Annotated in this window: 31 protein-coding genes and 1 pseudogene; 7 read left to right on the top strand and 25 right to left on the bottom strand. The window is 64.6% G+C overall.

Translation table 11 applies throughout. The annotated features are described in order from the left end of the window. Positions 1–118: 118 nt before the first annotated feature. From ACEI37_RS15100 to ACEI37_RS15150, 11 genes are all read right to left on the bottom strand, one after another. Positions 119–349, bottom strand: coding sequence for an AlpA family transcriptional regulator (locus ACEI37_RS15100; RefSeq protein ID WP_116378361.1), 231 nt, complete (start codon positions 347–349; stop codon positions 119–121). Beyond that, a complete protein-coding gene (locus ACEI37_RS15105) occupies positions 346–837 on the bottom strand; it encodes a hypothetical protein (RefSeq protein WP_373379594.1) in 492 nt (163 codons plus the stop codon). Before ACEI37_RS15105 ends, ACEI37_RS15100 begins: the two co-directional genes overlap by 4 nt. Then, positions 834–1319: a hypothetical protein gene (locus tag ACEI37_RS15110; protein ID WP_373379595.1), complete on the bottom strand. Its 486-nt coding sequence runs from the start codon at positions 1317–1319 to the stop codon at positions 834–836. The genes ACEI37_RS15105 and ACEI37_RS15110 overlap by 4 nt, the downstream gene beginning before the upstream one ends. 18 nt (positions 1320–1337) lie before the next feature. Further along, entirely contained in the window at positions 1338–1553 is a 216-nt protein-coding gene (locus ACEI37_RS15115) for a hypothetical protein (RefSeq protein ID WP_373379596.1), read from the bottom strand. After that, entirely contained in the window at positions 1546–1788 is a 243-nt protein-coding gene (locus ACEI37_RS15120) for a hypothetical protein (RefSeq protein WP_326347387.1), read from the bottom strand. Before ACEI37_RS15120 ends, ACEI37_RS15115 begins: the two co-directional genes overlap by 8 nt. Next, positions 1788–1946 (bottom strand): hypothetical protein, encoded by a 159-nt coding sequence (locus ACEI37_RS15125; RefSeq protein WP_326347388.1) that lies wholly within the window; start codon positions 1944–1946, stop codon positions 1788–1790. The genes ACEI37_RS15120 and ACEI37_RS15125 overlap by 1 nt, the downstream gene beginning before the upstream one ends. Before the next feature lie 2 nt (positions 1947–1948). Then, positions 1949–4660 (bottom strand): toprim domain-containing protein, encoded by a 2712-nt coding sequence (locus tag ACEI37_RS15130; protein ID WP_373379597.1) that lies wholly within the window; start codon positions 4658–4660, stop codon positions 1949–1951. A gap of 85 nt (positions 4661–4745) precedes the next feature. Beyond that, complete coding sequence (locus ACEI37_RS15135; protein WP_012352200.1) at positions 4746–4994, bottom strand: ogr/Delta-like zinc finger family protein; 249 nt, start codon at positions 4992–4994, stop codon at positions 4746–4748. Further along, positions 4991–5185, bottom strand: coding sequence for a hypothetical protein (locus ACEI37_RS15140; RefSeq protein WP_012352201.1), 195 nt, complete (start codon positions 5183–5185; stop codon positions 4991–4993). The genes ACEI37_RS15135 and ACEI37_RS15140 overlap by 4 nt, the downstream gene beginning before the upstream one ends. A 28-nt stretch (positions 5186–5213) precedes the next feature. Beyond that, positions 5214–5405, bottom strand: a complete 192-nt coding sequence (locus ACEI37_RS15145) for a hypothetical protein (RefSeq protein ID WP_041232294.1) — start codon at positions 5403–5405, stop codon at positions 5214–5216. Positions 5406–5431: 26 nt separating this feature from the next. Then, on the bottom strand, positions 5432–5560 hold the full coding sequence (locus tag ACEI37_RS15150; protein ID WP_277915533.1) for a hypothetical protein: 129 nt from the start codon (positions 5558–5560) through the stop codon (positions 5432–5434). A gap of 101 nt (positions 5561–5661) precedes the next feature. Between ACEI37_RS15150 and ACEI37_RS15155 the strand changes: the two genes are divergently transcribed. From ACEI37_RS15155 to ACEI37_RS15165, 3 genes and pseudogenes are all read left to right on the top strand, one after another. Next, positions 5662–6165, top strand: coding sequence for a helix-turn-helix domain-containing protein (locus tag ACEI37_RS15155; protein WP_373379598.1), 504 nt, complete (start codon positions 5662–5664; stop codon positions 6163–6165). Positions 6166–6305: 140 nt separating this feature from the next. Then, positions 6306–6944 (top strand): hypothetical protein, encoded by a 639-nt coding sequence (locus tag ACEI37_RS15160; protein ID WP_373379599.1) that lies wholly within the window; start codon positions 6306–6308, stop codon positions 6942–6944. A 652-nt stretch (positions 6945–7596) separates the two neighbouring features. Beyond that, a pseudogene (locus ACEI37_RS15165) lies at positions 7597–7899 on the top strand (hypothetical protein); the annotation flags it as partial. A 20-nt stretch (positions 7900–7919) separates the two neighbouring features. Here the strand turns inward: ACEI37_RS15165 and ACEI37_RS15170 are convergent. Beyond that, positions 7920–8777 carry a transglutaminase family protein gene (locus ACEI37_RS15170; RefSeq protein WP_326347393.1) on the bottom strand — a complete coding sequence of 286 codons (858 nt, stop codon included), beginning with the start codon at positions 8775–8777 and terminating at the stop codon, positions 7920–7922. A 966-nt stretch (positions 8778–9743) separates the two neighbouring features. Here ACEI37_RS15170 and ACEI37_RS15175 point away from each other — a divergent pair. From ACEI37_RS15175 to ACEI37_RS15190, 4 genes are all read left to right on the top strand, one after another. Continuing rightward, positions 9744–10262, top strand: coding sequence for a hypothetical protein (locus ACEI37_RS15175; RefSeq protein ID WP_326347394.1), 519 nt, complete (start codon positions 9744–9746; stop codon positions 10260–10262). 202 nt (positions 10263–10464) lie between these two features. After that, a complete protein-coding gene (locus ACEI37_RS15180) occupies positions 10465–10701 on the top strand; it encodes a hypothetical protein (RefSeq protein ID WP_373379600.1) in 237 nt (78 codons plus the stop codon). Between the two features lie 26 nt (positions 10702–10727). Next, positions 10728–11033: a hypothetical protein gene (locus ACEI37_RS15185; RefSeq protein WP_240988806.1), complete on the top strand. Its 306-nt coding sequence runs from the start codon at positions 10728–10730 to the stop codon at positions 11031–11033. Between the two features lie 16 nt (positions 11034–11049). Then, a complete protein-coding gene (locus ACEI37_RS15190; protein ID WP_116378373.1) occupies positions 11050–11319 on the top strand; it encodes a GTP cyclohydrolase in 270 nt (89 codons plus the stop codon). A gap of 376 nt (positions 11320–11695) precedes the next feature. Here ACEI37_RS15190 and ACEI37_RS15195 read toward each other — a convergent pair whose 3' ends face one another. The 13 genes from ACEI37_RS15195 to ACEI37_RS15255 form a co-directional block, all read right to left on the bottom strand. Then, positions 11696–12820 (bottom strand): phage late control D family protein, encoded by a 1125-nt coding sequence (locus ACEI37_RS15195; protein WP_373379601.1) that lies wholly within the window; start codon positions 12818–12820, stop codon positions 11696–11698. After that, a complete protein-coding gene (locus ACEI37_RS15200; RefSeq protein WP_326347399.1) occupies positions 12817–13239 on the bottom strand; it encodes a phage tail protein in 423 nt (140 codons plus the stop codon). Before ACEI37_RS15200 ends, ACEI37_RS15195 begins: the two co-directional genes overlap by 4 nt. A 4-nt stretch (positions 13240–13243) precedes the next feature. Further along, entirely contained in the window at positions 13244–16141 is a 2898-nt protein-coding gene (locus ACEI37_RS15205; protein WP_373379602.1) for a phage tail tape measure protein, read from the bottom strand. Further along, the gene (locus ACEI37_RS15210; protein WP_373380265.1) at positions 16138–16203 is read right to left on the bottom strand and encodes a GpE family phage tail protein; all 66 of its coding nucleotides are present in this window, start codon (positions 16201–16203) and stop codon (positions 16138–16140) included. Before ACEI37_RS15210 ends, ACEI37_RS15205 begins: the two co-directional genes overlap by 4 nt. A 32-nt stretch (positions 16204–16235) precedes the next feature. Beyond that, entirely contained in the window at positions 16236–16565 is a 330-nt protein-coding gene (locus tag ACEI37_RS15215) for a phage tail assembly protein (RefSeq protein WP_373379603.1), read from the bottom strand. Positions 16566–16630: 65 nt separating this feature from the next. Continuing rightward, a complete protein-coding gene (locus tag ACEI37_RS15220; protein ID WP_373379604.1) occupies positions 16631–17140 on the bottom strand; it encodes a phage major tail tube protein in 510 nt (169 codons plus the stop codon). 28 nt (positions 17141–17168) lie between these two features. After that, positions 17169–18341, bottom strand: coding sequence for a phage tail sheath protein (locus ACEI37_RS15225; RefSeq protein WP_326347401.1), 1173 nt, complete (start codon positions 18339–18341; stop codon positions 17169–17171). A 151-nt stretch (positions 18342–18492) separates the two neighbouring features. Then, on the bottom strand, positions 18493–19368 hold the full coding sequence (locus tag ACEI37_RS15230) for a tail fiber assembly protein (RefSeq protein ID WP_373379605.1): 876 nt from the start codon (positions 19366–19368) through the stop codon (positions 18493–18495). Between the two features lie 14 nt (positions 19369–19382). Then, on the bottom strand, positions 19383–22520 hold the full coding sequence (locus ACEI37_RS15235; protein ID WP_373379606.1) for a hypothetical protein: 3138 nt from the start codon (positions 22518–22520) through the stop codon (positions 19383–19385). A gap of 3 nt (positions 22521–22523) precedes the next feature. Beyond that, entirely contained in the window at positions 22524–23066 is a 543-nt protein-coding gene (locus ACEI37_RS15240; protein ID WP_373379607.1) for a phage tail protein I, read from the bottom strand. Next, positions 23059–23967, bottom strand: a complete 909-nt coding sequence (locus tag ACEI37_RS15245; protein ID WP_373379608.1) for a baseplate J/gp47 family protein — start codon at positions 23965–23967, stop codon at positions 23059–23061. Before ACEI37_RS15245 ends, ACEI37_RS15240 begins: the two co-directional genes overlap by 8 nt. Next, positions 23964–24308 (bottom strand): GPW/gp25 family protein, encoded by a 345-nt coding sequence (locus tag ACEI37_RS15250; protein WP_373379609.1) that lies wholly within the window; start codon positions 24306–24308, stop codon positions 23964–23966. The genes ACEI37_RS15245 and ACEI37_RS15250 overlap by 4 nt, the downstream gene beginning before the upstream one ends. Positions 24309–24319: 11 nt before the next feature. Continuing rightward, entirely contained in the window at positions 24320–24946 is a 627-nt protein-coding gene (locus ACEI37_RS15255) for a phage baseplate assembly protein V (protein ID WP_373379610.1), read from the bottom strand. Positions 24947–24975 lie beyond the last annotated feature (29 nt).

Here is a 24975-nt window from a genome sequence, read left to right on the forward strand (position 1 = left end):
ACCAGTCAGTGGTGTGGGCCGTTTTCGTTGTCTGGCGGAAGCGGTGGGGGTCTAACACCTCCCGCCAAACCTTATCTGGTTTGGGTCTCGCATCGTCAGCCTACCCCAACCCCAGTTTTCACCCCAGTTGTGCCTGCGCCATCCCGGAAATCCGCTGCGGACCAGCCGCTGCCGCCGCGCGGCCAGCCTTTTCTGCCAGCCACGCGTCGATATCTTCTTCAAGCCATGCGACACGTCCCGCAGTCAACTCAAAAGGCTTTGGGAAGTGTCCCTTGGCGATCATCGCGTAGATCGTCGACTGGCTCAGGCTGACCTTTTGGATTACGTCTTTGATGCGAATTGCTCTCATTTCGACCCCCCGATGCACTGGGTCAAGCCCAGGGCCGCTTCCAGTCCGGCGCCGCTCCACGAACGCGACGGCGCGAAGGCGGCCAAGGCGCCAGCCTCATGCTGCGGCAACACCAGCAACTGCAGCAGCATGGCAAGTCTCTCGCGCCATGGCTTCAGGAAGTGCTTGCGCTGGTGGGCATCGATCGCCAGCGGCGTGCCTTCAGTCGTGTCGAGCGCCCCGCCAATGATTAGCTGCGCTGGCGCCAAGCCGTCGAGTTCGTCGCGGGCCGTCACCCACCAGGCGTAGCGCTGCGCCGACTGCGCTTCCGTGGCGGTTTCCAGCAGGATCGCCTCGGCGATGGTCAACAGGTTTTCGCGGGTCGATTTCGGGAAATCCGCCAGCGTCTTGCCGGCCGCGTCGGCCTCGGGGTACAGGCCGGTGCAGATAATTTGCGCCACGCGCTGGACATAGGGCACAGGTTTGGGGGAGGTCGTGATGTCGGTCATGCTGCTTCTGCGAGGTGAATGATCTGGCCGGCTGCTACCGGGCCTTGGGCGGTTGCGCGGCGTTCTGCCCGCAGCGTTGCCGCCAGCAATTGGCGGCGGGTGCAGGCGCGCTGCATGTCGTCGGTCAGGTTCAGGCCCTGGCCGATCGCGCGGAACTCGTCGCCAGTGACGCCAAGCGCGCCACGGCTCGCCAACCGTTTGCCCACTGCGGACACCGCCATCACGGCAGCATCCATGGCATCGCGCAGCGCCTGGTTGTCGGCGTAATAGAGGGAAGCCACCACCTGCCCGACATTGATGCGGAAGGCGAGCGTGTGCCATGCGGCCTCGGTGGCAGTACCGTCGAGGATCTTGCTCAGCTCGACATGCGGGATGAGCTGCAGGTCCACCTCGGCGTTGCGGCTGAAGCGGAACATCACAGGCAAGCCGCAGGTGCGCGCGGGGCGCGGCCGGCGAGACTTGCGGTGTTTGCTGGCTGGCATGGTGTCTCCAGTGCTGGGTCAATCGTCGAAGTCGCCGGCGGCGCGGCACTTCAGGTCAGAAATGCGCCCTGCGGAGCAGCGTGTCGTCCGCTGCCGTTCGCGGCTGGCCATGGCTCGAGCCGCCGCCGCCAGGGCGGTGCGCAGCAGGTCGGACATGGCGTCGAACGGCGTAGCGATTCGCATGGCGCGATGGGCGCGGCGCAGGTCGGCATCGGTGATGGCTGGCTTATCCATGGAGGGCTCCGCGGCGAACGAAGCCATCCCACACGCCGCGGCCGTAGCACACGGTAAAGAACAGGCTCACCCAGAACATGCCGGGCTCGCCGGTCGCGGCCGTCAGGTACAGCCAGGCCGGCTGGCCCAGCAGTCCTACCAGGGAGCCCCAGCGGGCGCGCTTGGCACCCGCGTTGAGCAGGTAGATCGAGCCGATCGCTGTAGCAATCATCCAGAGATTGAGAAGCGGGAGCATCAGGCGACCCTCCCGATAGCGCGCGCGCAGCAGAAGCGGGGCGGCTCGGTCAGGCGGTCCAGCGCGCCGAGCTGCGCATCAAGGCGGCTGCGCGCGATTGCGGCGAACTGCATGCGCACGCCGCTGTGCGAGACGACATAGACGAGAAAGGCATTCATGCTCAAGCTCCTTTATTGCCCGAGCGATCCTCGAAGACCCAGCACTTGACCGTGGTCGGCCGCTTTGGCGCGGCGGGATACTCGGCGTTGTGGCGCGCATTGATCGCGCTGTTGACAACCCTCAGCTCGATGAACTTGCGTTGCCGCGAGGTGCGCAGCACCCGCTTCAGCTCAGTGAGCGGAGGCATGTTGAGGCGACGGTCGTTCGCCACCTGTTCGAAGTGCCGCAGGCTGATGGCGATGGTTCCGCCATCCCCCCGGGCGTGATTGAGAACGGCGTGGTCTTCCTCCGCCGATTCGATGTGGTCGTACAGTTCCCAGAATTCCTGCACCAGCGGGTGGTCGGCGCCGATAGCTTGCTGGCGCTCCACCGCCATGGTCACCAGTTGCTTGATCGCCGCATCGCGGTATTCCTTGGGCAGCGGCACCACGTGTCCGAGGCAGTCGACCAGCGCCATCACCTGGGCGTGGTTTTTGACCAGGCGCTGGTGCTTGACGTCGGGGTGCTTGACCAGGTGGTCCTGGTAGACCGGCATGCGCTCGACGTAGGAGGCGAGGATCTCGCGCTCCTTGAGGATCGCGGTGAGCAGGAAGCCGGAGACGTCTTCCACCGGCATCTGCTCCAGCGCCCGCGCCGCGGCAAAGGTGTCCGGGTTCTGGCCGGCCCGGTCGAAGTACAGGTGAACGATCCGCTGCAGCACGGCCTCGCTGGCGTTGACCTCGGCGTTCTGGCTGATGACTACCGCGCCGCGGAAGGGCGGCTCGTAGGTCTCGTTGCCGGCGTTCTTGACGCCACGGGCTCGCGTGCTGCGGCCGTTGTAGGCGGTTTTCAGCTCGTTCCAGTCGAAGCCCTTGACCTTGGCGCCATCCTCGCCACGGTCGCCTTCGATCAGCACCACCGGCAGGTTGGACACCTGGGCAAAGTTGCGCGCGCGCGCCGCCAGCGAGGACTTGGACGGGTCGAAGCCCTCGTAGTCGCGGCGGCCGCACAGCTTCCACAGGAACTCGATTAGCGTGGATTTGCCGGCGCCGGGCTCGCCAACCACCTCGAGGAACGGGAAGCTCTTCTGCTTGACCCCTTCGCCCTCGCGGATCTGCTCGGCGAACAGGCTGCCCAGCCAGAAGGCCAGCGCCACGATCGCCTTGGCGCCGAAGGCGCGCCAGATCAGCTCCAGCCAGTCATGACGGAATCCCTTCAGGTCCGAGTTCAGCGAGAGCCCGGCGGAGCCGCCGATAGTCTTGATCGACAGGCGCCCCACGTCGAAGAAATCCTCGTCGTTGAGTGTGTACAGCTTGCCGTCCTTGACTGCGACATCCGCGTACACATAGCAGCCGTGCTCTTTGCTGTACCCCACGAAGTCGATCGTCTGCACGCTCTTGATGCGGTGCATCTGTTCCTTGAGGTAGGCGTCCAGCTGCCCGCCGGTGCCGGTGTAGAAGGCGCCCGGCGCGACGGCCAGCAGCCGCTTCTTGAACTCGGGCGCCGAGGCGATCTGCGAGCTGGTGAAGGTGTTCTTGACCGGCTCCGATTCGTGGGGGAAGGCGACGCGGAAGTAGTACCAGGCCTCGTCGGTGGCGGCGTTGGCCTGGTAGTACAGAACGGTGGGCAGACAGGTGGCGATGTTCGTCACCACGCCGGCCTTGAGCATGGCCTCGTCGCGGATCTCCGACTCATCCATGTCGTCGTGCGCGCTGCGCACGGCATCCATCTCGCGGTTGAGCGCTTCCAGATCCATCTTGAACCAGTACAGCTTGCTGTCGAAGTCGAAGGGGAACTGGCTCACGCCGGTGCGCCCATAGATGAGCCGTGCCTTCTCCGCCGCGCTCGGCGCGGCCACCAGCGCGCCCAGGTGGCGGTACTCATCCAGGTCCTGTGCGGACAGCTTGCCGAGCTGGTGCAGGTCGTTCCAGTCGCGCTTCTTCGCGCCGATCTGCTTGGGCAGCGCGATCGAGGCTTCCCAGCCGGCCTCGCGGCTGCGCTTGAGCCACTGCTTGCCGTAGCGGGTGCCAGCGGGGTCGGCATCGAGAGCCCAGACCAGCTTCGGACGGGCCCGGCCAGCTGCGGCGCATTGCTCGGCCAGCGCGGCCAGCGCCGTGCCCGGGTAGTTGACACAGGACAGGGCCGCCACTGCCGGCACGTCGTGGTGCCAGAGGGCGATCGCGTCGAACACGCCTTCCACGATCCACAGCTCGTCGGCGCTGGATGTTTGCAGCACCGGCGGCTGCCACCACATACCGCTGTAGCTGCCCTGGAACGTGGCCTTGCGCGAGCCGAAGCGGTACGCCTGGTCGATGATGCGTTCCCAGTAGATGCCGGCGCCCAGCGCGAAGCGCACGGTGGCGCTGCCGATCCTCAGCTCGTGGCTGTAGTAGCTCTCTTGGGCGTACCAGTCGCGTACCTTGGCGAGGTCGAAGCCGCGGCTGTCGCGCATATAGGCGTCGGCGGCGGCCTTGGGGTTCTCGGGCGTGGACTGGAAGCGGTCGCTCCAGCTCTCGAACAGGTCGGGATAGAGCTCCTTGATGTGCAGCTCGGCGCCGCAATGGTTCAGGCGGTTGCAGCGCACGACCCACGGTGCATTGCCGAACGCCCACAGCGTTTTCTTGCCGCAGGCCGGGCATTTGCCGTCCTCCAGCTTCTCGCCGCCGCGCTTCGACTTGAAGGCATAGTCGCGCAGCAGGCGACCGGTGACTTCGCTGTGCAGCGATGGGTTCATGAATCTTCAGGCAAAAAGAGTCCCACACGCCCCGGGGGTAGGGGCATGAAGCCAGGAATCAACAGGGAGAGGGGCTAGGCCGGGGTCAGGTCGGCAGCAGGTCCATCTGCCGCTCGTCCATCAGCCCCGGACGTACCTTGCCGACGGGCAGGTACGCCTTGGGGTTGGGGCGCATGCTGGGCGCGATGGTAGAGATCACCGAGGTGATGGCCTTGCAGGTGTAGGCGCACTCGATGTTGGGGCATTGCCAGTAGCTCTCTTTCGAGAGCAGCGATATCACGCGGCTAGTGCGGATCTTCATGCGCGATTCGCAATGTGGGCAGGTCAGTTTCACAGCGTTTTCCCCGGAGGTACTACCAATTTGAAAGCACGTCGTTTGCCCGTCATACGCTCGGCGGCGTGCCGGATGGATGTCTTCGCAAGCCATTCGGCAGCTTGCTGCAGGGACGCCAGCCCTTGCTGCTGACGCAGGCGCTCCAACGCGGCCAGTTCCTGGTCGGTGAAGTGCAGGTCGATTTCCGGCATCTTTTGAGCGGCTCTTCGTCGTCTTGGGTCAGGCGCGGCGAGGCTCTACATTGGCCTCGACGGGCAGTAGAAGCCGCGCTTGGTTAAGCAACGTTTCACGGACCAGCGTCGCGGGTTGCTCGCCGACATAGTTGGCCAGCGCGGTGACCAAGGCGAACTCGTAATCATCGAGGCGGAGGGTGATGCGGTTGTCGCGCACTCGTTTCGGATCGGGATACATGCTGTCCTCGACAGAAAGGGGAATGGTCACGACGCGCTGGGAGCGCGGCCGTCTTCGGCGTCCATGCCTGCCACGATGAAGAGACGGGCCAGGCTCGATGCGGAGCGGTTTTCCAGCTTTGCCCGCTTCGCGAGGCGTTCCAATTCGTCGGGCATCAGGCTGACAGTGACCCGATTCTTTGAATCAACGCCCCGCGGGGCACGGGAGACAGGGACTTTGGCGCGGTGCATGGCGGATATACTTGTGCGGGATAGTGATGCACTACACGCCGATTATGGTACAGAAAACTGATATGGTCAACGGCGATGGTACAGAAATTAGAGTCGGCATCGGCGCTCGACTAAAAGAGGAACGTGAGCGTCTTGGCTACTCTCAACCTGCCTTTGCCGCTCTGGGCGGCGCTTCGAAGGGTTCCCAGTTGGCTTGGGAGAAGGGCTCGGCTATGCCTAATGCGGAATTCCTGCACATCGCAGCGTCAGTTGGCGTGGACGTTCTTTACGTTGTGACCGGCCGCCGCAACATGTCCAGCCTGGCAGCAGAGGAAGAGGCTGTAATTGCTGGGTATCGAATGCTCGACGCCCGAGGCCGAACTGGCGTACTAGCGCTGATCAGCGGCATGCAACCGCCAGTTGCTACGCCGGGCCGCATTGGCATGGTGTTCCATGGCCAAGTTGGCGAAGTGAAGAACATCGAGGGCGACTACCAGCAGAACGAGCCGGTGACTATCAATGTCGGCGGAAAGAAGAAGCGCACAAAGTAGGAAGTGCTGCCGCACCCCCTACTTTGGTGGCACACATGCTGCGTGCAACATGCCGTCAAATTGCGGTTCTCGCTTCAACCACCAGGGCGGTGGCGTGGCGACACGCCTCACTGGCACCTGCGCGACCGTCTCAAAAGAGCATGGAATCGCGCTTCAAATTTCTCGGGAACGTAGGCCAGGTCATCGGCGGCAGTGCAACGTTTGCCGCACCAACGTTTAATCAAACCAACCATGTGACACTGAGCGCGGAGGCGCCAGACGACCGACCGTTGCTGCTACGCCAACGTTTCAATATCGGACGACGCGTCGAGCGCATTGCCGCTGCAGAAGGCGTTGAAACCGCGGCGATTTATCGTGTTTTGCTGGAGGACTATGGCGGCCAAATTCCCAGCGACATCTCACGCGCCCACTATCGCAGCATCGTGCGCGATCTCGATGAATGGCTAGACCATCTCAACGGCCCGAACATCAGGCCTGCATCGCGGTCCGGTCAACGGCAATTGCCAGATTGCAGGCAAAGCAGTGGCACGGCGTGTCACATGCTGCTATTTGCCCAATTCGCCATCATCCTGACCCTCTTCGCGAGCGTGGTGCTGGCAGCCTGGCTGCTGCAACCGAATCCTCCAGCCGTTTGCCGGTGGAGCGGCAAGGAATTCTCGGTGGGCTCCCTCGCAACCATGGCCACGTCGGATGTGTATGAGTGCATGACAGAAAGCGCCGGAGACCCATACTGGGCCCCTGCGCGCAATCTCGGCGGTGCGGGAATACCGCGGGGATGACCTGCCGCTGGGTTGCTCAGTGGCTCTTGATAACCGGTCTCGGCCGCCGGCATCTCCTGTTGCCGGCGGCTTGGCGCCGGAGACGCCTCTCGACCCTATTCGGTCGCCCACGGGGGCCAGAAGCAATGACCGGTATTGACGGGGCAGCCTCTGCAGCTATCACTCGCGGATCCTCATGCGCGCTCAATGAGCTCGCAAGCTGAGCACCTGGCGAAGGCTGCGCGAAGCCTCGGGCAGGAACAACCAGCAAAACTTTGCTGATGGTGGGTACTCAACTGGGTCGAGGCGGAAGGGTTCAGTCGCGACGCGAGGGACAGGGACTCTCACGCCTTGGCGCCATACGAAGTTCGACGAAGTAATTCCCTTTGCCAAGGATTATGCGCGTATGCTGGGGTTGCCAACCGGCAAGCAACACAATAGGAGTTCTCATGGCAAAAAGCCAACTACGCGGCAACCGCGAAGCGAAAAAACCAAAGCAACCGAAGAAGCCTGTCGCACCGGCAACGCCGTTTAGCACTGTTCAGTCGCGGGTGCGGACCGACGGTCTCGCCAAGAGGAAGTCGTAAGCCGGGCAAGGGCCTGGCAAGTCGCGATATCACGGCAAGGTGATACCTCTTCATTCCACGTAAGCCGACCGATAGGGAGGCGCACCATGATCCACCCTGACTCAGGCCAGACGTTCCCAGGCTTGCCACTTACCGCCGAGCAAGACTCGGAAGTTCGCCACTATCAGCACAGAAAAACGAGGCTTGGCAAGTCATGGGATACCTCGGAACTTCGCGGCATTCTCGAAGACATGTTGCTGCCGCCGAAGACGGAGGATGGCGGTCGGGAAGATGTTCTTCTGGGACCGACCGCTGCCGCGGAACGTGCGGCATCGTTCGTCGACGAGGCCATGGAACCGATTGAAGCATACGAAGACTGGAACGCCGCCATGGAGATCGAGGGGATAAAGGCGAAGCGCGCTAATGCCGGTCACCAGGTGGAGATGGCGCTTGTCGTTGCGAGTGGCAGGCCAATGCCGGCAGCCGGGTCAGCTATTGGCTGGATCTCGATAAAAGGCCGCTCCGACGCGACCTTGCCGAATATGGCGGCAAACGGAATGTCGGCGGCATCCCGGCCGGTGCCGATGCGCAGCAGGCCAGTCGGAATGGACACTCCCGAGGGATCGAGCAGGTACCAGCCGCCCGACAGGAACACCTCGACCACGGCGTGAAAGTCCGGCGCGCCCAAGGCAGGATCGGCGCCATAGTCCACGCTGCTGGACATACGGGCGGGAATACTCAGGGCGCGGCAGATCGCGATCATCAGGTGAGAAAAATCCCGGCATACGCCGGTGCGCTCGACAATCGTATCGATCGCCGAGGTGCGCTCATTGGTGCATCGCGAAAGAAAGCGCACATGGTTGCGCACCCACTCCCGGATCGCGTACACACGCAAATAGCCGGGGCGCATGGCGCCAAACTCGCGCATGGCGAATTCCATCATGCGGTCGGATTCGCAATACCGGCTCGGGGCCAGGTAGGAAAGTACCTCGAAGGGGAGTTCGGCGACGGGTACCTCTGTCAATGACATGCCGTCGTCCAGGCGATGGTCGATGTCCACCACCGCTTCATAGCGGATGGCCAGCGGGCCCGTATTCGCACGTATTCTGAGCAGGCGGTTGCAGAGTGGGCCCGTGTGGCGAGCGGCGTGCAACGGTGGCGTGAGCGCCAGATGCTCGGAGACGACGAACTGTCTTGCAGTTTTTGCCGCTTCGACAAGCAACAGAAAGTCTGCCGTGGGATCCAGGATCTCATAGGACAGGTTCACCGAGTACCGAAGGCGGTTCATTTCGGACCTTGTGGCTACATGGAGGCGGAGACGATGTCGTCCGGGGCAACGGCTCTGGCCATTCAATTCAGTGTAGCGTCAGAAGCGGGCGAACGGTCCGCGCCAGCAGGCACCGCAGGTGCGTGACGCAGCGCCTCCAGCCTGGCCAATTTGTAAGCGGGTTAGGGCGATGTGCATCACCCCTCTATACTACTAGGTGCAGCGTTTCAGAAGCGAAGTGCTTCTGGTCTGCCAAGCACTCGTTTCCGGGCTCTCCCCCTCGATGACGTCTTAGGACTGGTGACTCCTGAAGTCACTCATGGGGATTCCGGGAACATTCATGCAAGATGCCACGAGGCGACCGCCGTTCGCCCAATCCCCCATTAGCCACGCAAGACAATCTTTCGCCAGGATCGGTGCAATCGAGGTCTGGCGAGAGAGACGCCTCTCCGCAAGTCCGATCGAAAAGCTGGTGTCCGCCTTCGTTGCTGCGCTTCCGCGTTTCAGGTTGGCGCAGCCGTGCTCTCATCGTAATGAAGATGCCGTAACGATCCTGAGCAATGCGCTATGGGTGGAAATGATTACCCGTCGGCACTGGAAGATCAGCGCCCACAACGGTGACAGCTGTTCAACACTGCCGTTCCCATGCCACCCTGGCAGGCAATGAAGGAAGATATCGTGCCGAGAGAATCCACCGAGACCACTTACCGGACGATCCATGTCACGCGCCTTCTACGCGACCGCCTGGAAGGCAGGCCGCAGAAGGGAAGCAACACCCAGCGATTCGGCGTCATGCGATTGGCAGCGTCAAGATGGCATCAGGCCATCACGCTGCTGATTGACTGGGATCGCGCTGTCAACGAAGGCTGGCCAGACCTGCGCTCACCGTCCTGTACTCGAACCAGGGCCATCAGGAGCATCGGTCGCGGTAGTCAGGCTGGCATCCGCCGGCTCGCTAGAAATGGAAACCGAGATTGAGGTGACTTCATGCGTACGCTGTTGTATTTCAGTCTGAAAGACACCGCCACGGCACGACTGGCACAAGTGCGATGCGGCGATTTGGCCGGTACCCCGGCCCGCGTCAAAGGGCCGTGGTTTGTCCAGCGCGACAATCAGCCAGTTGAGGGTTTTCCTGCGACCGACATCGGCCAGACTACGTACCGCGAAGAGGCGGCGCTCGCCGGAATATTCGTCGGCGCGGTTGTGGGCGCGCTTGTCATCTTGCGATATGGAGTCTCCGTGGGCGCCGGTGCCACGGCCGTTGCGTATGTTGGTGCTGTCATGCTTGGCGCGATCATCGGCTGGTGGGCCGGCGGATTGGTCGGCGTCAGGATCGGCCGCCTTGGGCTGTGGCGGCAGAATGCGCAAACGACACCCGGCCACTTCCTGATGATAGCCAGCTGCGATTCGAAATCTAAGGAGGCCTTGAAGCAGGTCATCAACGAATTGGGCGGAGTCGGGGTAGACGAGCATCGTGACGTGATGCCGAACTTCAGGTGGGTATGATTGCCGCTTCGGTTCGGCCGTGCCAATGCCCTCCCGGAAACGTATGTTACTCAGCGAAGCCAAACTGTCTCCGGGAAGTTTGGCGACCTAGTGGGCAGGTGCCTATGGTTCGATCCTGCTGCTCCGGACTCAGATCAGCTTTGATTGCTACTGGGTAGAGCATTACGTTGACAAATTCACTCCAGGAATATTGAAGATGGCTATGGAGCGCGTGACCGAGTATCGTGGGTTCGATATCCATGTCGATCTCCATATGTCATCCAAGGACATGTTCGATATCTGGTTCCAGGTCGAGGGACCCATGAGGCCGCCGGGCGTCGCGGCGATTGGTAGGCGAATCAAAGTCTTTGGCGGACCGTATTCCAGGCGTTGGGCTTACCTCGTGGCGGAACTGGCAGGGCGCGCCGCCGTGGACGTTATTCTTGGTCCGGATGAATGAACGGAGGCCGAGAGCGGAGGTCAGATATGCAAAGACGCGTCACGATCGGTGAATACGAAGTGTTGATCGAAGTTGAGCAACACCTCGGTCCCACCCAGTTGGTTGGAACGATCGGTTACGTCGTACGCTACTCGATTGCTCGTACGGACCGCCGGCCCGTCAGAGGCAATCTTCTCAGCGTACATTCCTACGAGCTCATGGATGGTACCGGCTACTTTCACAGCCTCGATGCGGCGTTTGACTATGGAGAGGCAAAGGCTCGCGATGACATCGCTACCTTGACGCCGAAAGCAAATCGGACACCTCCCGGGATATCCGCGTATGCCCGGTGATAAACGGAGACCGAACATGTCTCAGAACAACGCAATCTACAAAGGCTTCAGGGTATCTGCGAGGGTGCGTCACGTATCCGGTGCAGACCCCGGCGGCGACCTGGTCCACCCGCGCTTCCTCGCTACCGTAACGATCACGCGAGTCAGTACAGGAATGGGTTCCCGCAGGCGGCTGCCACCCATGATCCAGCATTTCGCCAGCGCGCCGCACACTGCCATTGCATTGGCCTTGTCATCGGCCAGGGACGTGATCGACGGCTTGTCCACCTTCGTCAAGGCGAGGTAGGCTCGGCGTTCATGCCGCAGGGTCTGAACGAAAGAGAGAGGAGACATCATGTCGAGACAGCTCAAGTCATCAATGATCTGCTGCCGCTCCTAACGGTCGCCCGCTTCGCGAAACCCAGGCCGCTCCGGTGAAGGAAGCACGCGGCGTCTCCTTTCCGCCATATTCCGATTGCGGCCGATATTCGACGGATGGTGGTGTCAATGGCCGCTCAAGCGCTCGTTTCAGTCATCGAATTCTGAGGCTGATTGGCTCAAACTGGCCGACAACGGTCCTACGTCGTTGCTTCCAGATAAGGCGTTGCAATGATGCGTCGCACGCCCGTGAAGCACCTCAGCCTGGTGTTATTCGGCTCACCTCGAACGAGGCGGCGTTCCCTCTATCCCTGATCTGCCTCGGCGAGCGACGACGGCTTGATTTCCAATTCCAACGCAGTCGTGTATCCCCGGTCTGTGAGCTGATGCGTGACCTTGGTGATGACCCATCTGGTGTTATCAATCTGCGGCTTCCAACCGCGCACGGCAGCGGGCAGCTCGGGAAACAGATCCGGCCGCCCGCGGGCGAGCGTGACCGTGAAGGTCGCCATGCCCCGCTGAATCCGCTCCCATTCCGCTCGCGCCGCCCGTTCTGCGTTGGCTTTCGAGGCGTAGGTATGCCGCAGCACCTTCACGTTGTCCGGGTTGGGCGCCGTAGCAACGGACTGCTCCCTTTTGCCTTTGGCCGGCTTCTCACTGACCGCTGCGGCATTCGACGCGTCGATGACCACCTCACCCTTCTTCGCGCCGCGTGTGTCCTGGTAGAACGCCTTGACGCCGTTGTAGTTGTCACGGTCGGCAATGCCAAACGAATGGGTGTCCCCGGACGATCGCGTGATGGTGACCATCGGCAGGGCAATACCGGACGCGCTCAATGCCTCGCCGGCCTTTATGAAGAGCAGCTTTCCCTGCTTCACCGTCGCGATCGCGTCGTAGTCCTTCGCCAGCCGGGACAGCAGATTGGCATCCGACTCGCCAGTCTGATCCAGGTGCTCGATGACTTGGTCGGCCAGCTGCTGCGCCACCACTGCCGCGAGCTGGTTGCGGCTGGCGATGGCGCGCACCAGGGCGCCGATGGTCTTGTCGCGAAAGCTGCGCTCCTTGCGCGTCGTCAGGTCGCTGCCCAGGTCGGCGCTGCGCGCGCGAATGGTGAGCCGGTCGGGCGGGCCGCTGTGCTCGATCTCGTCCACCTTGAAGATGCCCTTGTCGACCACCCCCGCGTCGCTCCAGCCAAGCGCGAGCGCCAGCCGCACACCCTTCTCGGGCAGGTCCAGCATGCCGTCGTGGTCGTCCAGCTCGATGTCGAGCTGGTCAGCCTCGAAGCCGCGGTTGTCCGCCAGGGTGAGGGACATCAGCCGCCCCTGGAAGCGAGAGGTGATGTTCGTCCCGTTGTGGACCAGCTGGTAGACCGGGCGCGGCTCCCGACCGGTGGCTGTGCGCGGCTCGGCTCGGACGGCTGAGAACATCATTCCGCCTCCTCGCCCAGGCCGCTGCCGATCAGCGCTTCGGCCTCGTCGTCCACCCGGGTCAGCTTGAGGGTGAACTCGATGCGTCGGGCCTTGCCGTCCTGGAAGAAGTAGGTACGCGTGACCTGCATGGTCTCCACCACGAAAAGGCCGTAGTACCGCCCGGTGCCCTCGATGAGCACGTGGGCCTCGCCGCTGTCGCCAAGCTTGCGCAGGTCATCGATCGAGTCGTCGCCGCCTGTCAGTTCCGGCGCCAGCACGCCGGCAAGGGTGATCGTCTCGTCGTCCGGACCGAGGAACTGGCGGGCCGGCCGGCGGCCGGTGCGGCTGTTTGCCGGATGCCGCCACCCGATCTGCTGCTGGAAGTCCTGGTAGGGCGCGGTGTCCAGGCTGAACACGAATTGCCCGAGGGCCATCATCATGGTGTCAATCCCTGTCGGTAAGTCGGGAGCGGTCGCGGGCGGCGCGCTGAGTCTCGGCCTGCCGCAGCTTCTCGTCCACCAGGCGCGCAATCTCCCGTTCGTCCATGCCCGGTGCCGCGTAGACATTGATGGTGATGGGCGCGGCCTGCTGCACCGGGGCCGGCGCCGCGGTGCCCGCCATCGCCGACACGGGCGGCCGCGTATCGAACTTCACGGCGGCCACCGCGGGGGTGGTCCCCACCGCCACGCCAGCGCCAACGCTGGCCAGTGCCTGTGTGATCCGGGCAATGGCGCTCATGGGCCCGCCTTGGCCTTGGTTGATCCCGCGCTCGAGCCCCGCCATGGTGAAGCCGCCCAGCTCGGCGAAGACGCGGCTGGGGGAGTGGATCCCCAGCTTCTTCTTGAACCAGGTCACCGCCGCGCCGGCTGCGCTGGATACGGCGTCGCGCACGCGGGCGAGCCCGCTGGTGATGCCATTGGCAAAGCCAGCCATGACCTGCGCCCCGGCGTCATAGAAGGCCGTCGCCAGACGCAGCGGCATGCCGAGCACCGTGCCGATGGCCTGGCCGATCTTTTGTCCCATGGACTGTGCGGCGCCGCCAATGTCTTGCACCGGCGCGATGAGGCGCGTCAGCCAGCCCCACAGGTTGGAGAGCAGCGGCCCAACGACCTGCCGCACCAGGCCGAACGCAGCGCTGACGCCCGGAATGGCCATGACCACGCTTCCAATGGCGGTCACCAGCCGCCACGCCGCCGCCACCGAGCGCATGAAAGCGTCAGCGAAGCCGGCGGCCGTCGGGCCCAAGGCGCTGGCGATGCCGCTGCCCAGGCCGGTGAAGAAGGCGCGAATGGGTGCCCAATACCTGTAGACCAGCGCGGCGCCCGCGGCCAATGCCGCCACTGCGGCCAGAATCGGCCAGGCAAACGGCAGGAGTGCCAGCCCTCGCAGGACGTTGAAGAGTGCCCCGGCCCGGCTCGTTGCGCCGGCCAGCAGTGCGCCGAAGCGGCCGGCCGCGCTGGTGGCGGCGCTAAACACCGGCGCCAGCCGGCCGCCAACGCTTCCCAGCACCTGTGCGCCACGCGCCAGCAGGGAGGAGGCCGCCGAGGCGCGCGCAAGCGATGGCACCAGCGTGGAGAGCCGAATACCCAGCATCTGCAGCCCATAGCGCGTCATCACCAGCGGCCCCAATGTCGCAGCCATCGCGAGCGTCAGTGCGCCCATGGCGGCCAGCAGCACGCCTGCCGCCGCGGCGCCCTTCATCAACCACCCGACCAGCGTCGGATTTGCCTGGGCGAAGGCGTTGAAGCGGCTGACCAGCTCTCCCACGGTGTCCATCAGCCCGACTATGGTCGAGCGCATCGCCTCTCCGGCAGCGCTGCTGCCGTTGAACAGCTGGTTCTGCAGCCGCTGCCAGCGGGCTGAGATGGTCTCCTGGCGCGCGGCGAACTCGCGCGACATGGATGCTTCGGCGCCGCGGCCGTTGGCCAGCTCCAGCTGGCGGCGAAACTCGTCCGGCTTGTCGACCAGCTTGGCCAGCGTGTCGGAATGCTCCATGCCGACCAGCTCCACCATCACGCCGATGCGCTTGTCCTTTGGCAACTTCTGCACCGCCTGGATCACCTGGAAGAGGGTGCCGGTGGCATCGGTGGCCATGCCCTGCTGAACGGCGGCGCTGGACAGCCCGATTTCCTTCATCGCCGCCTGGAACTTCTTGGTGCCCTTCTCGGCCGCGGCGAACTTCTGGACAATGGCGTTGACGGCGGTGGCGGCGGTCTCCGGGCGCTCGCCCAGCGTCAACAGCGTCGAGGCCAGCGCGGCGGCGTCCGACGAGGACATCTTGACCGTCGACACGACGCCGGAGATCCGATTCAGCACATCGATGATGTCCCCGCCCTTGCTGATGGCGTTGTCGTCCAGGTAGTTGATCGAATCGGCGAGCGCCTGGACCTGGTTGATCGGGATGCGGAAGTTCTTCGCCACCTTGCCCATGCTCTCGGCAATCTCGTCCGGCACCGCGTCGAAGGCGGTGGCCATCATGGCGACGGTTCGGGTGTAGGCGACCAGCTCCTCGCGAGGCACTTCCATGCGCGCTCCGGCGGTTACCATCTCGGCGATGGCCGTGGTGGGAATGGGCAGCTCCTCGCCCAACAGCTTGATCTGCCTGGCCATGTCGTAGTACACGGCGGTCAGGTTGCCACCTTCGTCACGCGCGCCCTGGACCTGCCGGGCAATGCCAAGCATGGCGTCCTCGAAGGACACATAGTCCTTCACCGCCTTGGCGATTGGCGTCAGGGCCACGCCGCCTGCCGCGGACACCGAAACGCCGGCACCCAGCATGGCATTGCGGGTAGCCATTCCCTTCACATAGCCCGCTTGGGCGGCGGCCAGACGGCGCTGGTGCTCCCCGACTGCCTTCAGCCGCGCCTCCTGCTGCGTCAGCGCCTGGGTGGCCAGGGCGATCTGGCTGCGCAGGTCGCCCTGGGCCTGCCGCAGCGAGGTGGTGCTGATGCCGGCAGCCTGCAGCCGGCCGCGCACCCCTTCCAGGCTCTGCTGCAGCTCGACGCCACGCTGCTTGAGCATCTGGGCTTCGCGGACCGCCGCGTTGAAGTTGCGCGTCATGGCGGCCGAGGGCCGCTCCGCGCTGTCCATTTCCTGTGCCAGCGCTTTGACGTGGGCCTGCGCGGCACGCAGCTGGTTGCCCGCGATCGCAGCGTCCTTGGACAGCTTGCGGAAGCTGTCGATGTTGGCCTGGGTCCGGTTCAGCTCCTTCAGCTGGTCGCGCGCGGCGCGCACCGTGCGGGCCAGCTCGGTGCTGCTGCCCATGGCATTGCGGAAAGGTCGGGTGAGGCGGTCCACCGCCTGCAGGACGACCTCCAGTCTCAGGTTGCGTGGCACGCTCATTCGTCGGATCCGCTTCGTTGCCTGGCGCGCTCGCGCCACTCCATCAGTTCGGCCACCCCCATCTCAAACAGACGGTCAGGCGGCCAATGAAAAATCACTGCAACGTCGGCGATGGCGTCTTCGACTCGGGCGGGTAGGCCTCGGCCTTCGCCGCCTTCGGCAGCAAAAAACCGCTCACCGCCGTGGCCAGCTGCGTCATGTCCGCCGGATCCAGCTGGCTCACGTCATGGGCGGTCAGGGTCGGCGTGGTGATGCGGGGCAGCACCGTGTGCAGCGCGGTGACCTCCATGCGCATCAGGTCGACCAGGCTGCAGCCGCGCAGCTCGCCTGCAGCAGGCTTGCGCACGGTGATGGCGGTGATGAGTTCCTTGCCGCGGCTGATCGGGGTATCCAGGGTGATGGTTTCGGATTTCACTTCGTTCATGATGGCTCTCGAAAAGGTTGGCTAGTTGGCCCAGAGCGGGCCAGCGGACTGTCAGCAGGCTGGCGTTACAGGCCCATCGCGCGGCGCTGCTCGGCCAGACGGTCTACGCCGAACACGACCTCGATGAAGTTCTCGTGGTCGATCTCGACCCATACTTCGCCGTTGATCGTCAGCTTGTAGTAGGCGAGCGACGACTTGACCTTGAACTGGCTGCTGTCACCGACCTTGCCGGTGCCGAAGTCAAGCTCGGTGTGGCGACCGCGCACGACGACTTCGACCGCGTCCATGTCGCCCGTGTCGTCGCGCTGGTAGGCGCCGGCGAAGCGCACCATCGCGGCAGAGGCTCGCGTCACCCCGTACTGCTTCAGGATCTCGCGCATGATGCTGCCGTAGGTGGTTTCCAGCTCCAGCTTCTCGTTACCGAAGTCCAGGTCGATGGGGCCGTTCATGCCCCCCGCGCGGTATTCCTCGAGCTTGCGCGTCAGCTTCGGCAGGATGATCTCCTCGCATTCGCCGACGTGGCTCACGCCGTCGGCGAAGACGTTGAAGTTCTTGAGTTTGCGTGGCATTGCCATGGTGGTTTCCTCTCTTGAATGCCCGCTATCAGCCGTTCACCGACGCGGCGAAGTCCATCAGGTAGCGGTCGGTGATGCGCTGGCGCAGCTGCAGGTTTTCCAGCGGCGGGACCGGCGTGTAGTCGTAGTCGATCCACAGCTTGCCGTCCTTGAGCGTGTCCTTGGTGTTGATGCCGCCATCCAGCCAAGCGGTGCCGCCCATCAGGTAGCCAAGACGCGTCCACTCGCGGAACTTTGCATTGAGGCCCTCGACGATGTCGCGGGCCAGCGAAGCCGTGAGCGGCAGGTCGATGGCCCAGGCGTGGGCATCGGCCATGGTGTCTGCCAGGATCTGCGCGGTGCGGGTGGCGCTCTCGAAGGCGAACAGCGGCTCGGAACTGCAGGTGCGCGAGCCCCAGAAGCGGAAGCCCTCGAAATTGATCAGCGTGGTGACCTCGTTGCTGTTGAGGTAGCCGGCATCGGTCGCCGGATCCTGCAGATCCCAGTAGATGTCCTTCGAGACGCCGGTGACGCCGTTGACCGGGACGTTGGAGATTGTCTTGTGCCACCCGACCGTCTCGTCCAGCTTTGCGCGCAAGCCCAGCGCCCGGGCGGTTGCCCACAGGTTGCGCTCGGCGTTGTTGGCTGTGTCCCAGCCCACGAAGTCTGGCCACAGCAGCATCAGCTCGCGCTGGCCGAAGTTCTCGCGGTAGGCCACCGCCTCTTCCTTGGTGGCGCAGCCATGCGCGCTGACATAGCCGAAGGCCCGCAGCTTCTGGCAGATCGAAGCGAGCGCCGTGGCGACCTCCAGCTTATCGAGCCCAGGCACGGCCAGAATGCGCGGCGTCACGCCGAAACGCGTCTTCGCCGCCAGCAGGGCCTTCATGCCGGTGTAGCGGCCGGCGGCGTTGGTGGTACCGATCAGGTTGCTGGTGGTCTCTGCTTCGGTGGCGCCCTCGGCGACACGAACGACCACCGTCATCGGGTTGGCCTGGTCGGTGATGGCCTCGAGGCTCGCGCGCAGCGTGCCTTTGGTGCCGGCCTTGCCGATGGCTGCCTGCGGGTTCGTCAGCAATACGGGGGTGTCGAGGGGGAACGCCGTGGCATCGGCGTCCTCGGCGACGGTCACCAGGCCCGGAATGGCCGTGGCGATAGTGCGGATTGGGCGGGTGCCATCGTTGACCTCGATGACGCGTACGCCGTGGTGGTAGTCGGTTGCCATGCAGTCCTCCGGGAGATTGGCAGACGATGGAAAGCATCGTCCCGGCAGGATGCTGCGCACGCGCGAGGTTGTCGTGCGGTTCCTGTTGTAGGCAGAAGCCGCACAACGAATAGTTGAGGGCGCTACGCCTTGGCGCCCCGGCGGTCAGTGGTTACGAGCCCTCGTCGGCACTGGCCGCACCGTCCTTGGCATGAACCCCTGCCTCGATGGCTGCCTCATCTGGTTGCGTGGGCCACGTGACACCGAGGGGGAATGTCGGCGCCAACGCGACGTGCTGCAGCTGCAGCAGGAAGGACACCCAGGCCTCGTAGATCGCCTTCTGCACGGCGTCGAGTTGCCCTGCCGCGTAGGGCTCCGCTTTGCCTGCCGTCGCTTCGTTTGCCAGGGCCAGAAGGGCGTCATACTCGGCGCGGGCTGCAGCCTTTGCCGCTTCCTCTGCCTCAATGGCTGCCGTGATGGCTTCGACGTTCGGCGCCTCGGGCCAGTCGGCCACGACGGGGAAGTCAGTCGAATTGACCACGCGCACCAGGTCCAGCTGATAGGCGGACCACGCTTTGAACAGGGCGGTCCCTACGGCGTCCAGCAAGCCCGCCGCGTAGGCGTCTGCCTTGCCAGCGTTTGCTTCCCTGGCGATCGCCATCAGGCGGTCGAACTCGGCCATCGCGGAAGCACGGGTGCGCTCGGCGACGAGGGCAGCGTCGAGCGCCCAGCCTTCGGCGGTCCAGCGGTGCAGCTCGGACGGCCGCGGATCCGGAGTAAGGCCCGCCTCCTGGGGCGTAACGCCTGGGACGCCCAGCTCGGCCGGCTCGCCGCTTTCAGTGCGGTACAGAATGACCCCCCGGTAATCCGGCAGCATGACCCATGCGCCATCGTGGAAAAATGGCCATTCGTAGCGATTGCGCTCCGGCAGCGGTACGAGCGTGGTAAAGGCCGGCTGCAGCCAGGCGGTGGGGTTGCGCGGGTCCGGGTCGGCGAGCGCGCTGCTGATGTACTGGCCGGTATGGCTGTCGTAGTGGTGGATCATCATTTGCGGAAATCTCCTTAGAAGGCACGGATCATGGCGAGCGCGGAGATATTGCGAACCCGAACTTCTGCGCCGCCGTCTGCATTGACCGTGATGGTGTGGCTGTGATTGCCGGCGTAGCCGATCCCTACGTTGTGTGCGTGCGAGCCATCGCCGGCGATCGAGATGCCGGTATATGAGGCGGATGTACCGGCCCACGCGTCGGCGTTCGTTACGTAAGAACCAGAGACGCGTCCCGCGCCGGTGGCCCCTCCGCCGGTCCAGGTCTGGAAGCTGTGGGCATGGCCGGGATCGTTGACGCCGTGACCGTGCCAGCCTTGCGCATCGGTCCAGGCACCGTGGTTGTGGTCGCCGACTGGTGTAGCGGACGCGGCGTGCGCGTGCGTCTTGTTCTGGCTGTCCTGGAACACACCGATGCCCCGGCCAGCGTCCGCGCCGCGTGCGTCGTCCCAAAACCGCAGGTATTCGCCGCGATACTCAGGGATGCGGAACGTCGTGTTGCCATCGCCGTGGGAGAAGCATCCCCAGGAGCCGGCGAGCCATGCGGCATCCGTCACGATTGCGCCGCTTGCCTGAGCGTAGGCCCACAGCTCGGGGTAGTCCGCACGCTTAAGTAGCGCGCCGTTCAGCTTCAAGCAGCCTGCGCGCGCGGTGGTGCGCGGCTCGATGATGATTTGCCCAACAGAGGCGGTTAGCAGAGTCGACATGACCCAAGCGGTCGTCGCCAGCTTGCGCGTGCTGTCGCCGGCCGGCGGGGTGTCAGCCGTCGCGTAGCCGGTTACCTGCAGTTTCGCGCCGCTTCCATCGGTCGCGGTGTTGCCGATGCGCAGCTCGCCGTTGTCTGCAAGGCGCATCTTCACGGCCCGCGCAGTGGTCCCCGGCGCGGTGGTGCGGAAATCCATATGCGCGCCGCGGGCCGTGGTCGTGTAGTTCTCGCTCGCGACAACCTCGACCTGGGCAGCGACGTTCATGGCGGTGCCATCCGAGCCACAGAAATTGACATGGCCGAGCGGGTCGCCGGACAGGACGGCGCCCTGGGTCGTTACGGTGACGCCGCGCGACTTGCCAATGTTGATGCCGGCCGGTTGCGTGTCGTTCGAAAACCGGGCCGTGTTGATGTAGCTGTCGTTGCCGGTGGCAGCATTCTGGATTCCTGCAATGGAGGTTGCCCCGACCGCAAGGTCAGCGTCCAGGCCGCGGTATAGGCGGGTAGCGATGCTGGCCGACCCAGCGACTTGCAGCAGATTGCCGTTGTCCGCAGTAGTGCCGAGCAGCAGCTTGCCTGCGAGGTGGTTCGATGCGGTACCGTCCCCATACAGGTTCCACTTGTCAGGGCCTGCGCCCATGCGAAGCCGCGCGCCGATCTTGCGCAGAATGTTCGGCACCGTCACGTCATTTGCCATAAGACCGGCGTACTCTGTCACGGTCGCACTGTCGCCAACCACTGGCGTGGGTGCGAAGAAGCCGACAAGGTTTGCCATCGTGAAGGCGGCGTCCTTGACCCTCGGGATCGACGAATAGGTGGCTCCGGTGCTCGTGGCCGTTTCGTTGAACTCCACGTTGTTGTAGATGCCATGCTGCGAAACGGCTCCGCCAGGTATCGGCAGCCCCATACGAATGGCTGCAGCGGACGAAAGCGGCCCGCCGACTGCCATGTATCCATCGGCGCTGAACAGGAACTGGTATGCGTAGCTGCCAGGCGCGGCAGTGGTGTCGAAGGACACTGACAGAATGCTGCCGTCCGCCATCAACCGAGCATTGCGAGCGCCTGCGGACCGGTCAATGAGCTGCACGCCAGGCCCGTATGACTCGATAGCCAAGCCGCCACTGGGCCCGTTCGCAGCTTGCGTATTCCCCCCGTCGATGATTCGAGCGGTCGGCGCGTTGATGGCGGGCCAGCCGGACGTTTGCAGGCCGATCACGCCGCCGGCCTTGTCGAACTTGTTGCCGAGCTGCGTCGTGACGGTGGTCGCAAAATTCGGGTCGTTCCCCAGCGCCTCGGCCAGCTCCTTGAGCGTGTCGAGGGTGCCCGGAGACGAGGCGACCAGGTCGGCGATAGCCGCCATCACGAATTCAGTGCTCGCGGCTTGCTTGGTGGTTGTGCCCTTGGCTGCAGTCGGGACCAGCGGAGTGCCGACAAAGGTTGGGCTATCGAGAAGGGCGAGTTCCTTCCAAGCCTGCCACGCATTGCTGGTGCGACGGCGAAATACGATGCGGTCGGAGCTATAGGGAGAGAAGAGCTGAAAGCCAGCGGTTCCGTACGGGCGATGCAGCGCCACACCTGGCCCGAGGTTCAGCGGGACATTGATTGCTGCGCCGGGAACATAGAGCAAACCGCCGGGCACGCTGGCGTCATCCATATCGGTGATGGCGCCCTCGGTGCCGACCCCGCCGAATCCCAGCAGCTTTAGTCGCGCGAGCAGCTTCTTGGCGGTCACGGCGCGAGCATCATCGGTTCCCTGGTCTACCTCCGTCTGCGTGGCAATTTCCAAGAGCCCGGTGCGCGTTTCGGTCGCGGTGCGCGACGAGAGGCCGGCCGGCGTGACGGACCGCGTTGCGTCCGTGCCGGCTTGGGTTTCGCTGTTGGTGGCCAGCTCGACTAGGCCGGTGCGCGTATCGGTTGCGGTGCGCGACGAGAGGCCTGCCGGCGTGACGGACCGCGTTGCGTCCGTGCCGATTTGCGTTTCGGTGTTGTCGGCGAGCTCGACCACACCCTTTACCGTGGTGGTGGCGGGCGGATTGAGGAACGATGTGTTGCCGAACGTCAGCGCCGCGGTGTCGACCGTGGTCAGCAGGATATCGGTCGCCAGCAGCATCATCGCCGCCGGCGACTTCTCCACGATGGGCGTGTCCTGGCCGTAGGTGCCGAGCAGCACGCCGTTGTCCAGGTACAGGCCGAACCCGTACATGGTGTACTGGTCGGCCGAGTTGTCCGTCATGGTCACGTGAATCGTGTCGTCCGCGACGGTATCGCCCGCCACGGTGGTCAAGCGCGGCGCGCGCTCGTTGGGCAACGCGGTCAGGCCATCATTGTGCGCAAACGGTGCGGTTGCGATGCCGACCGACACCACCTGGCGCGATACGGTGCCGGTGTTCTCCGAGTTGACCAGGGCGGCGCGGCCAGCGCTGGTGAGCTTGAAAAGTAGTCCTGGCATGTCTCAGGCGTCCGAAAGAGAGAGGCGGGTGTAGATGGCGGCGCGCGCCCCACCGCCGAATGCGAGGCCACCCTGCGCCTGCAGGCCCTGGGTGACGGTGTAGTGCGCGCGTACTGGCTTGGTACGGTCGATTTCCGCGATCACGTCAGCGACGAATGCCGCGGTCGCGGCCTGGCCGTCGCGGCCGCTGATGGTCAGAACCAGCGAGAACGTGCCGGGCGTGCCCTTCGGGGTCTCCTGCCACCACTCGCGCAGAGCGATGTTGGCGCCGAAGGCAGCAACGACCTCCCGGACGGCTGCGGCGGTGCCGTTCTTGCGTGCAATCGGGATCGCGGCCTTGACACGGGCGCGCTTGACTTGGTCGGGCCAATAGGCTTTCCAGGCGTCCACGCCCATGTGCCAGGCGAGCCAGGGCAGGACGGACGCCGGGACTTCGTCCGGCCGCATCAACGTGCGAAGGGGAGACGGGACGGCGCCCAGCCGGGTGTTGGCCTCGGCCAGGTAGCGCTCGAGCGGCGTCGTGTTGGGGGGCAGCAGGTTAGCCATAGATGCCACCATGCTGAACATCGGTGCCGCTGCAGTAGGTTGCCTGGGTCTGCGACGCGTTGACGTTGGCTAGGGGCTCCAGCAGCTCTACGCGCTCGACCCCGTCCACATGCAGGGCCGCGTACAGGCCCGACAGCGTGACTTCACGGCCGATGCGGTGCGTCTCCGCGGTATAGGCTGCCAGGCGTGCATTGGCCTCGGTCAGCACCACACCCGAATCCGGACCGGGAAAGGTGTAAATTTTCGCGCGTACCCGGTAGGGCACGATCTCCGCCGATTGAACTGTGACCAGATCAGTGAGCGGCCTCACGTCATCCGCGCCCAGCACGCCGGCCACCGCGTCGATCAAGTCCTGTGGCGCCTGGCCGTTGCCTTCACGCGAAAGGATCGTCACCACCACCTCGCAGGGCGCCGGGCTGGTGGCCAGTGCGTCGAGAACGCGGCCGTCGGCGCCGAGCGCATGCGAGCGGTAGGCGCCGGCCGGGCCTGCTACCGAAAAGCCTTGCGGCGCCAGTTGGATGCGCTTGCGGAAGTCCGAGTTGCTCTCCATCACCGCGGCAATGCCGTTTTCGGGATCCGCAGGGGTCAGGGTCAAGCGCCTGACGCCGAACAGCGCACCAAGGTGGTCCAGGTCGGCATCCTCGGCGTAGGCCAGCATGACGGCGCGCGCCGCGTCGTTCACGCGCTGGCGCAGCACCATCTCGCGATAGGCCGATTCCTGCAGCGCTTTGACGATCGGTTCGGATTCGAGCTTGAGCGTTTCCTCGACCGCCGCACGTTCGGCCACGGGATGCAGCGAAACGAAATGCGCCTTGCGTTCGGCCAGCAGGGATTCGTAGTCGATCACCTCGACCACGTTCGGCGCAGGCAGGCGGGACAGGTCGATGGGCGTGGTGGTCATGGGGTGCCTCCGCGCAGGGGGATGTGCAGGCGGGTTGCCTCAGCGCGCGGTCCGTCCACTCGCTCGGCCTCGATGTCGATGGATAGGGCGCCATTTGCCCCGGCCTCGAATGCCACCCGGGTGACACGCAGTCGGGGTTCCCACCGGACCAAGGCCATGACCGACGCCGACATGGCGCGCAGAAGCGTGCCGCGGTGCAGTGGCTGGTCGACCAGCTGCGGCAGCAGGGAGCCGTAGTCGCGCCGCATGACACGCGTGCCGATCGGCGTGGTGAGGATGTCGCGCACCGATTGCGCGATGTGCTCGCGGTCGGTCAGCGTCCGACCGGTGCCGGCGTTCATGCCGCGGTAGCTCACTGGATGCCCTCCGTCCAGTCGCCGCCCCGCAGGACGCCGCCGTGGTCGTGGCTGTCCAGGACCACGCCGTTGGACGACAGGCTGCCGCCGGTGTGCGTGATGTTGCCGCGGATTTGCGTGCCCGCGCCACCACTGCCATCCTCACCGGACATACCGCCCTGGTAGCTGAACAGACCTTCGACGGTGACTTTGCCCTTGAAGGTGGTCTGCGGGCACTCCACCACCACCTGCTGCCCGGCCCGGAGCAGCACGGTCTTGACATCGGACACCTCTAGCGCGCCGGCGACGTGGTTGTAGCGCGTGATGGCGCCGTCCGGGTAGAGGGTGACGGTTTCGTCGGCGCTGTGGCTGGGCACATCTCGTGCGTCGGACGGCAGACCCGTCAGGATGACGCCGTTGCGCGGCTCACCGCTTGGACACAGCATCACCACCTGTTCGCCTACGGTCGGTGGGTTCCAGGTGCGGGTGGCGCCAGCGCGCCGCTCAAGCCAAGGCAGCCAATCGGTGGTGATGCCGCCCGTGGCAATGCGCACGCGCGGCGGGGTGGCCGTATCAACCTCGGCAACGGTGCCGAGGCGGATTAGATTCTCGATCAGGCGGGCGAGTTCGGTGGTGGAGTCCATGCCCGCCAGCGTGCCGTGCGCGCGCGAAC

It is taken from the genome of Cupriavidus nantongensis, from assembly GCF_041726985.1.
Taxonomy (GTDB): Bacteria; Pseudomonadota; Gammaproteobacteria; order Burkholderiales; family Burkholderiaceae; genus Cupriavidus; species Cupriavidus nantongensis_A.

Excerpts from the sequence above, each read along its gene's own strand:
- ACEI37_RS15100 (WP_116378361.1), bottom strand. The coding sequence starts at position 349 with ATGAGAGCAATTCGCATCAAAGACGTAATCCAAAAGGTCAGCCTGAGC.
- ACEI37_RS15105 (WP_373379594.1), bottom strand. The coding sequence starts at position 837 with ATGACCGACATCACGACCTCCCCCAAACCTGTGCCCTATGTCCAGCGC.
- ACEI37_RS15110 (WP_373379595.1), bottom strand. The coding sequence starts at position 1,319 with ATGCCAGCCAGCAAACACCGCAAGTCTCGCCGGCCGCGCCCCGCGCGC.
- ACEI37_RS15115 (WP_373379596.1), bottom strand. The coding sequence starts at position 1,553 with ATGGATAAGCCAGCCATCACCGATGCCGACCTGCGCCGCGCCCATCGC.
- ACEI37_RS15120 (WP_326347387.1), bottom strand. The coding sequence starts at position 1,788 with ATGCTCCCGCTTCTCAATCTCTGGATGATTGCTACAGCGATCGGCTCG.
- ACEI37_RS15125 (WP_326347388.1), bottom strand. The coding sequence starts at position 1,946 with ATGAATGCCTTTCTCGTCTATGTCGTCTCGCACAGCGGCGTGCGCATG.
- ACEI37_RS15130 (WP_373379597.1), bottom strand. The coding sequence starts at position 4,660 with ATGAACCCATCGCTGCACAGCGAAGTCACCGGTCGCCTGCTGCGCGAC.
- ACEI37_RS15140 (WP_012352201.1), bottom strand. The coding sequence starts at position 5,185 with ATGCCGGAAATCGACCTGCACTTCACCGACCAGGAACTGGCCGCGTTG.
- ACEI37_RS15145 (WP_041232294.1), bottom strand. The coding sequence starts at position 5,405 with ATGTATCCCGATCCGAAACGAGTGCGCGACAACCGCATCACCCTCCGC.
- ACEI37_RS15150 (WP_277915533.1), bottom strand. The coding sequence starts at position 5,560 with ATGCCCGACGAATTGGAACGCCTCGCGAAGCGGGCAAAGCTGGAAAAC.
- ACEI37_RS15155 (WP_373379598.1), top strand. The coding sequence starts at position 5,662 with ATGCACTACACGCCGATTATGGTACAGAAAACTGATATGGTCAACGGC.
- ACEI37_RS15160 (WP_373379599.1), top strand. The coding sequence starts at position 6,306 with ATGGAATCGCGCTTCAAATTTCTCGGGAACGTAGGCCAGGTCATCGGC.
- ACEI37_RS15170 (WP_326347393.1), bottom strand. The coding sequence starts at position 8,777 with ATGAACCGCCTTCGGTACTCGGTGAACCTGTCCTATGAGATCCTGGAT.
- ACEI37_RS15175 (WP_326347394.1), top strand. The coding sequence starts at position 9,744 with ATGCGTACGCTGTTGTATTTCAGTCTGAAAGACACCGCCACGGCACGA.
- ACEI37_RS15180 (WP_373379600.1), top strand. The coding sequence starts at position 10,465 with ATGGAGCGCGTGACCGAGTATCGTGGGTTCGATATCCATGTCGATCTC.
- ACEI37_RS15185 (WP_240988806.1), top strand. The coding sequence starts at position 10,728 with ATGCAAAGACGCGTCACGATCGGTGAATACGAAGTGTTGATCGAAGTT.
- ACEI37_RS15190 (WP_116378373.1), top strand. The coding sequence starts at position 11,050 with ATGTCTCAGAACAACGCAATCTACAAAGGCTTCAGGGTATCTGCGAGG.
- ACEI37_RS15195 (WP_373379601.1), bottom strand. The coding sequence starts at position 12,820 with ATGATGTTCTCAGCCGTCCGAGCCGAGCCGCGCACAGCCACCGGTCGG.
- ACEI37_RS15200 (WP_326347399.1), bottom strand. The coding sequence starts at position 13,239 with ATGATGATGGCCCTCGGGCAATTCGTGTTCAGCCTGGACACCGCGCCC.
- ACEI37_RS15205 (WP_373379602.1), bottom strand. The coding sequence starts at position 16,141 with ATGAGCGTGCCACGCAACCTGAGACTGGAGGTCGTCCTGCAGGCGGTG.
- ACEI37_RS15215 (WP_373379603.1), bottom strand. The coding sequence starts at position 16,565 with ATGAACGAAGTGAAATCCGAAACCATCACCCTGGATACCCCGATCAGC.
- ACEI37_RS15220 (WP_373379604.1), bottom strand. The coding sequence starts at position 17,140 with ATGGCAATGCCACGCAAACTCAAGAACTTCAACGTCTTCGCCGACGGC.
- ACEI37_RS15225 (WP_326347401.1), bottom strand. The coding sequence starts at position 18,341 with ATGGCAACCGACTACCACCACGGCGTACGCGTCATCGAGGTCAACGAT.
- ACEI37_RS15230 (WP_373379605.1), bottom strand. The coding sequence starts at position 19,368 with ATGATGATCCACCACTACGACAGCCATACCGGCCAGTACATCAGCAGC.
- ACEI37_RS15235 (WP_373379606.1), bottom strand. The coding sequence starts at position 22,520 with ATGCCAGGACTACTTTTCAAGCTCACCAGCGCTGGCCGCGCCGCCCTG.
- ACEI37_RS15240 (WP_373379607.1), bottom strand. The coding sequence starts at position 23,066 with ATGGCTAACCTGCTGCCCCCCAACACGACGCCGCTCGAGCGCTACCTG.
- ACEI37_RS15245 (WP_373379608.1), bottom strand. The coding sequence starts at position 23,967 with ATGACCACCACGCCCATCGACCTGTCCCGCCTGCCTGCGCCGAACGTG.
- ACEI37_RS15250 (WP_373379609.1), bottom strand. The coding sequence starts at position 24,308 with ATGAACGCCGGCACCGGTCGGACGCTGACCGACCGCGAGCACATCGCG.
- ACEI37_RS15255 (WP_373379610.1), bottom strand. The coding sequence starts at position 24,946 with ATGGACTCCACCACCGAACTCGCCCGCCTGATCGAGAATCTAATCCGC.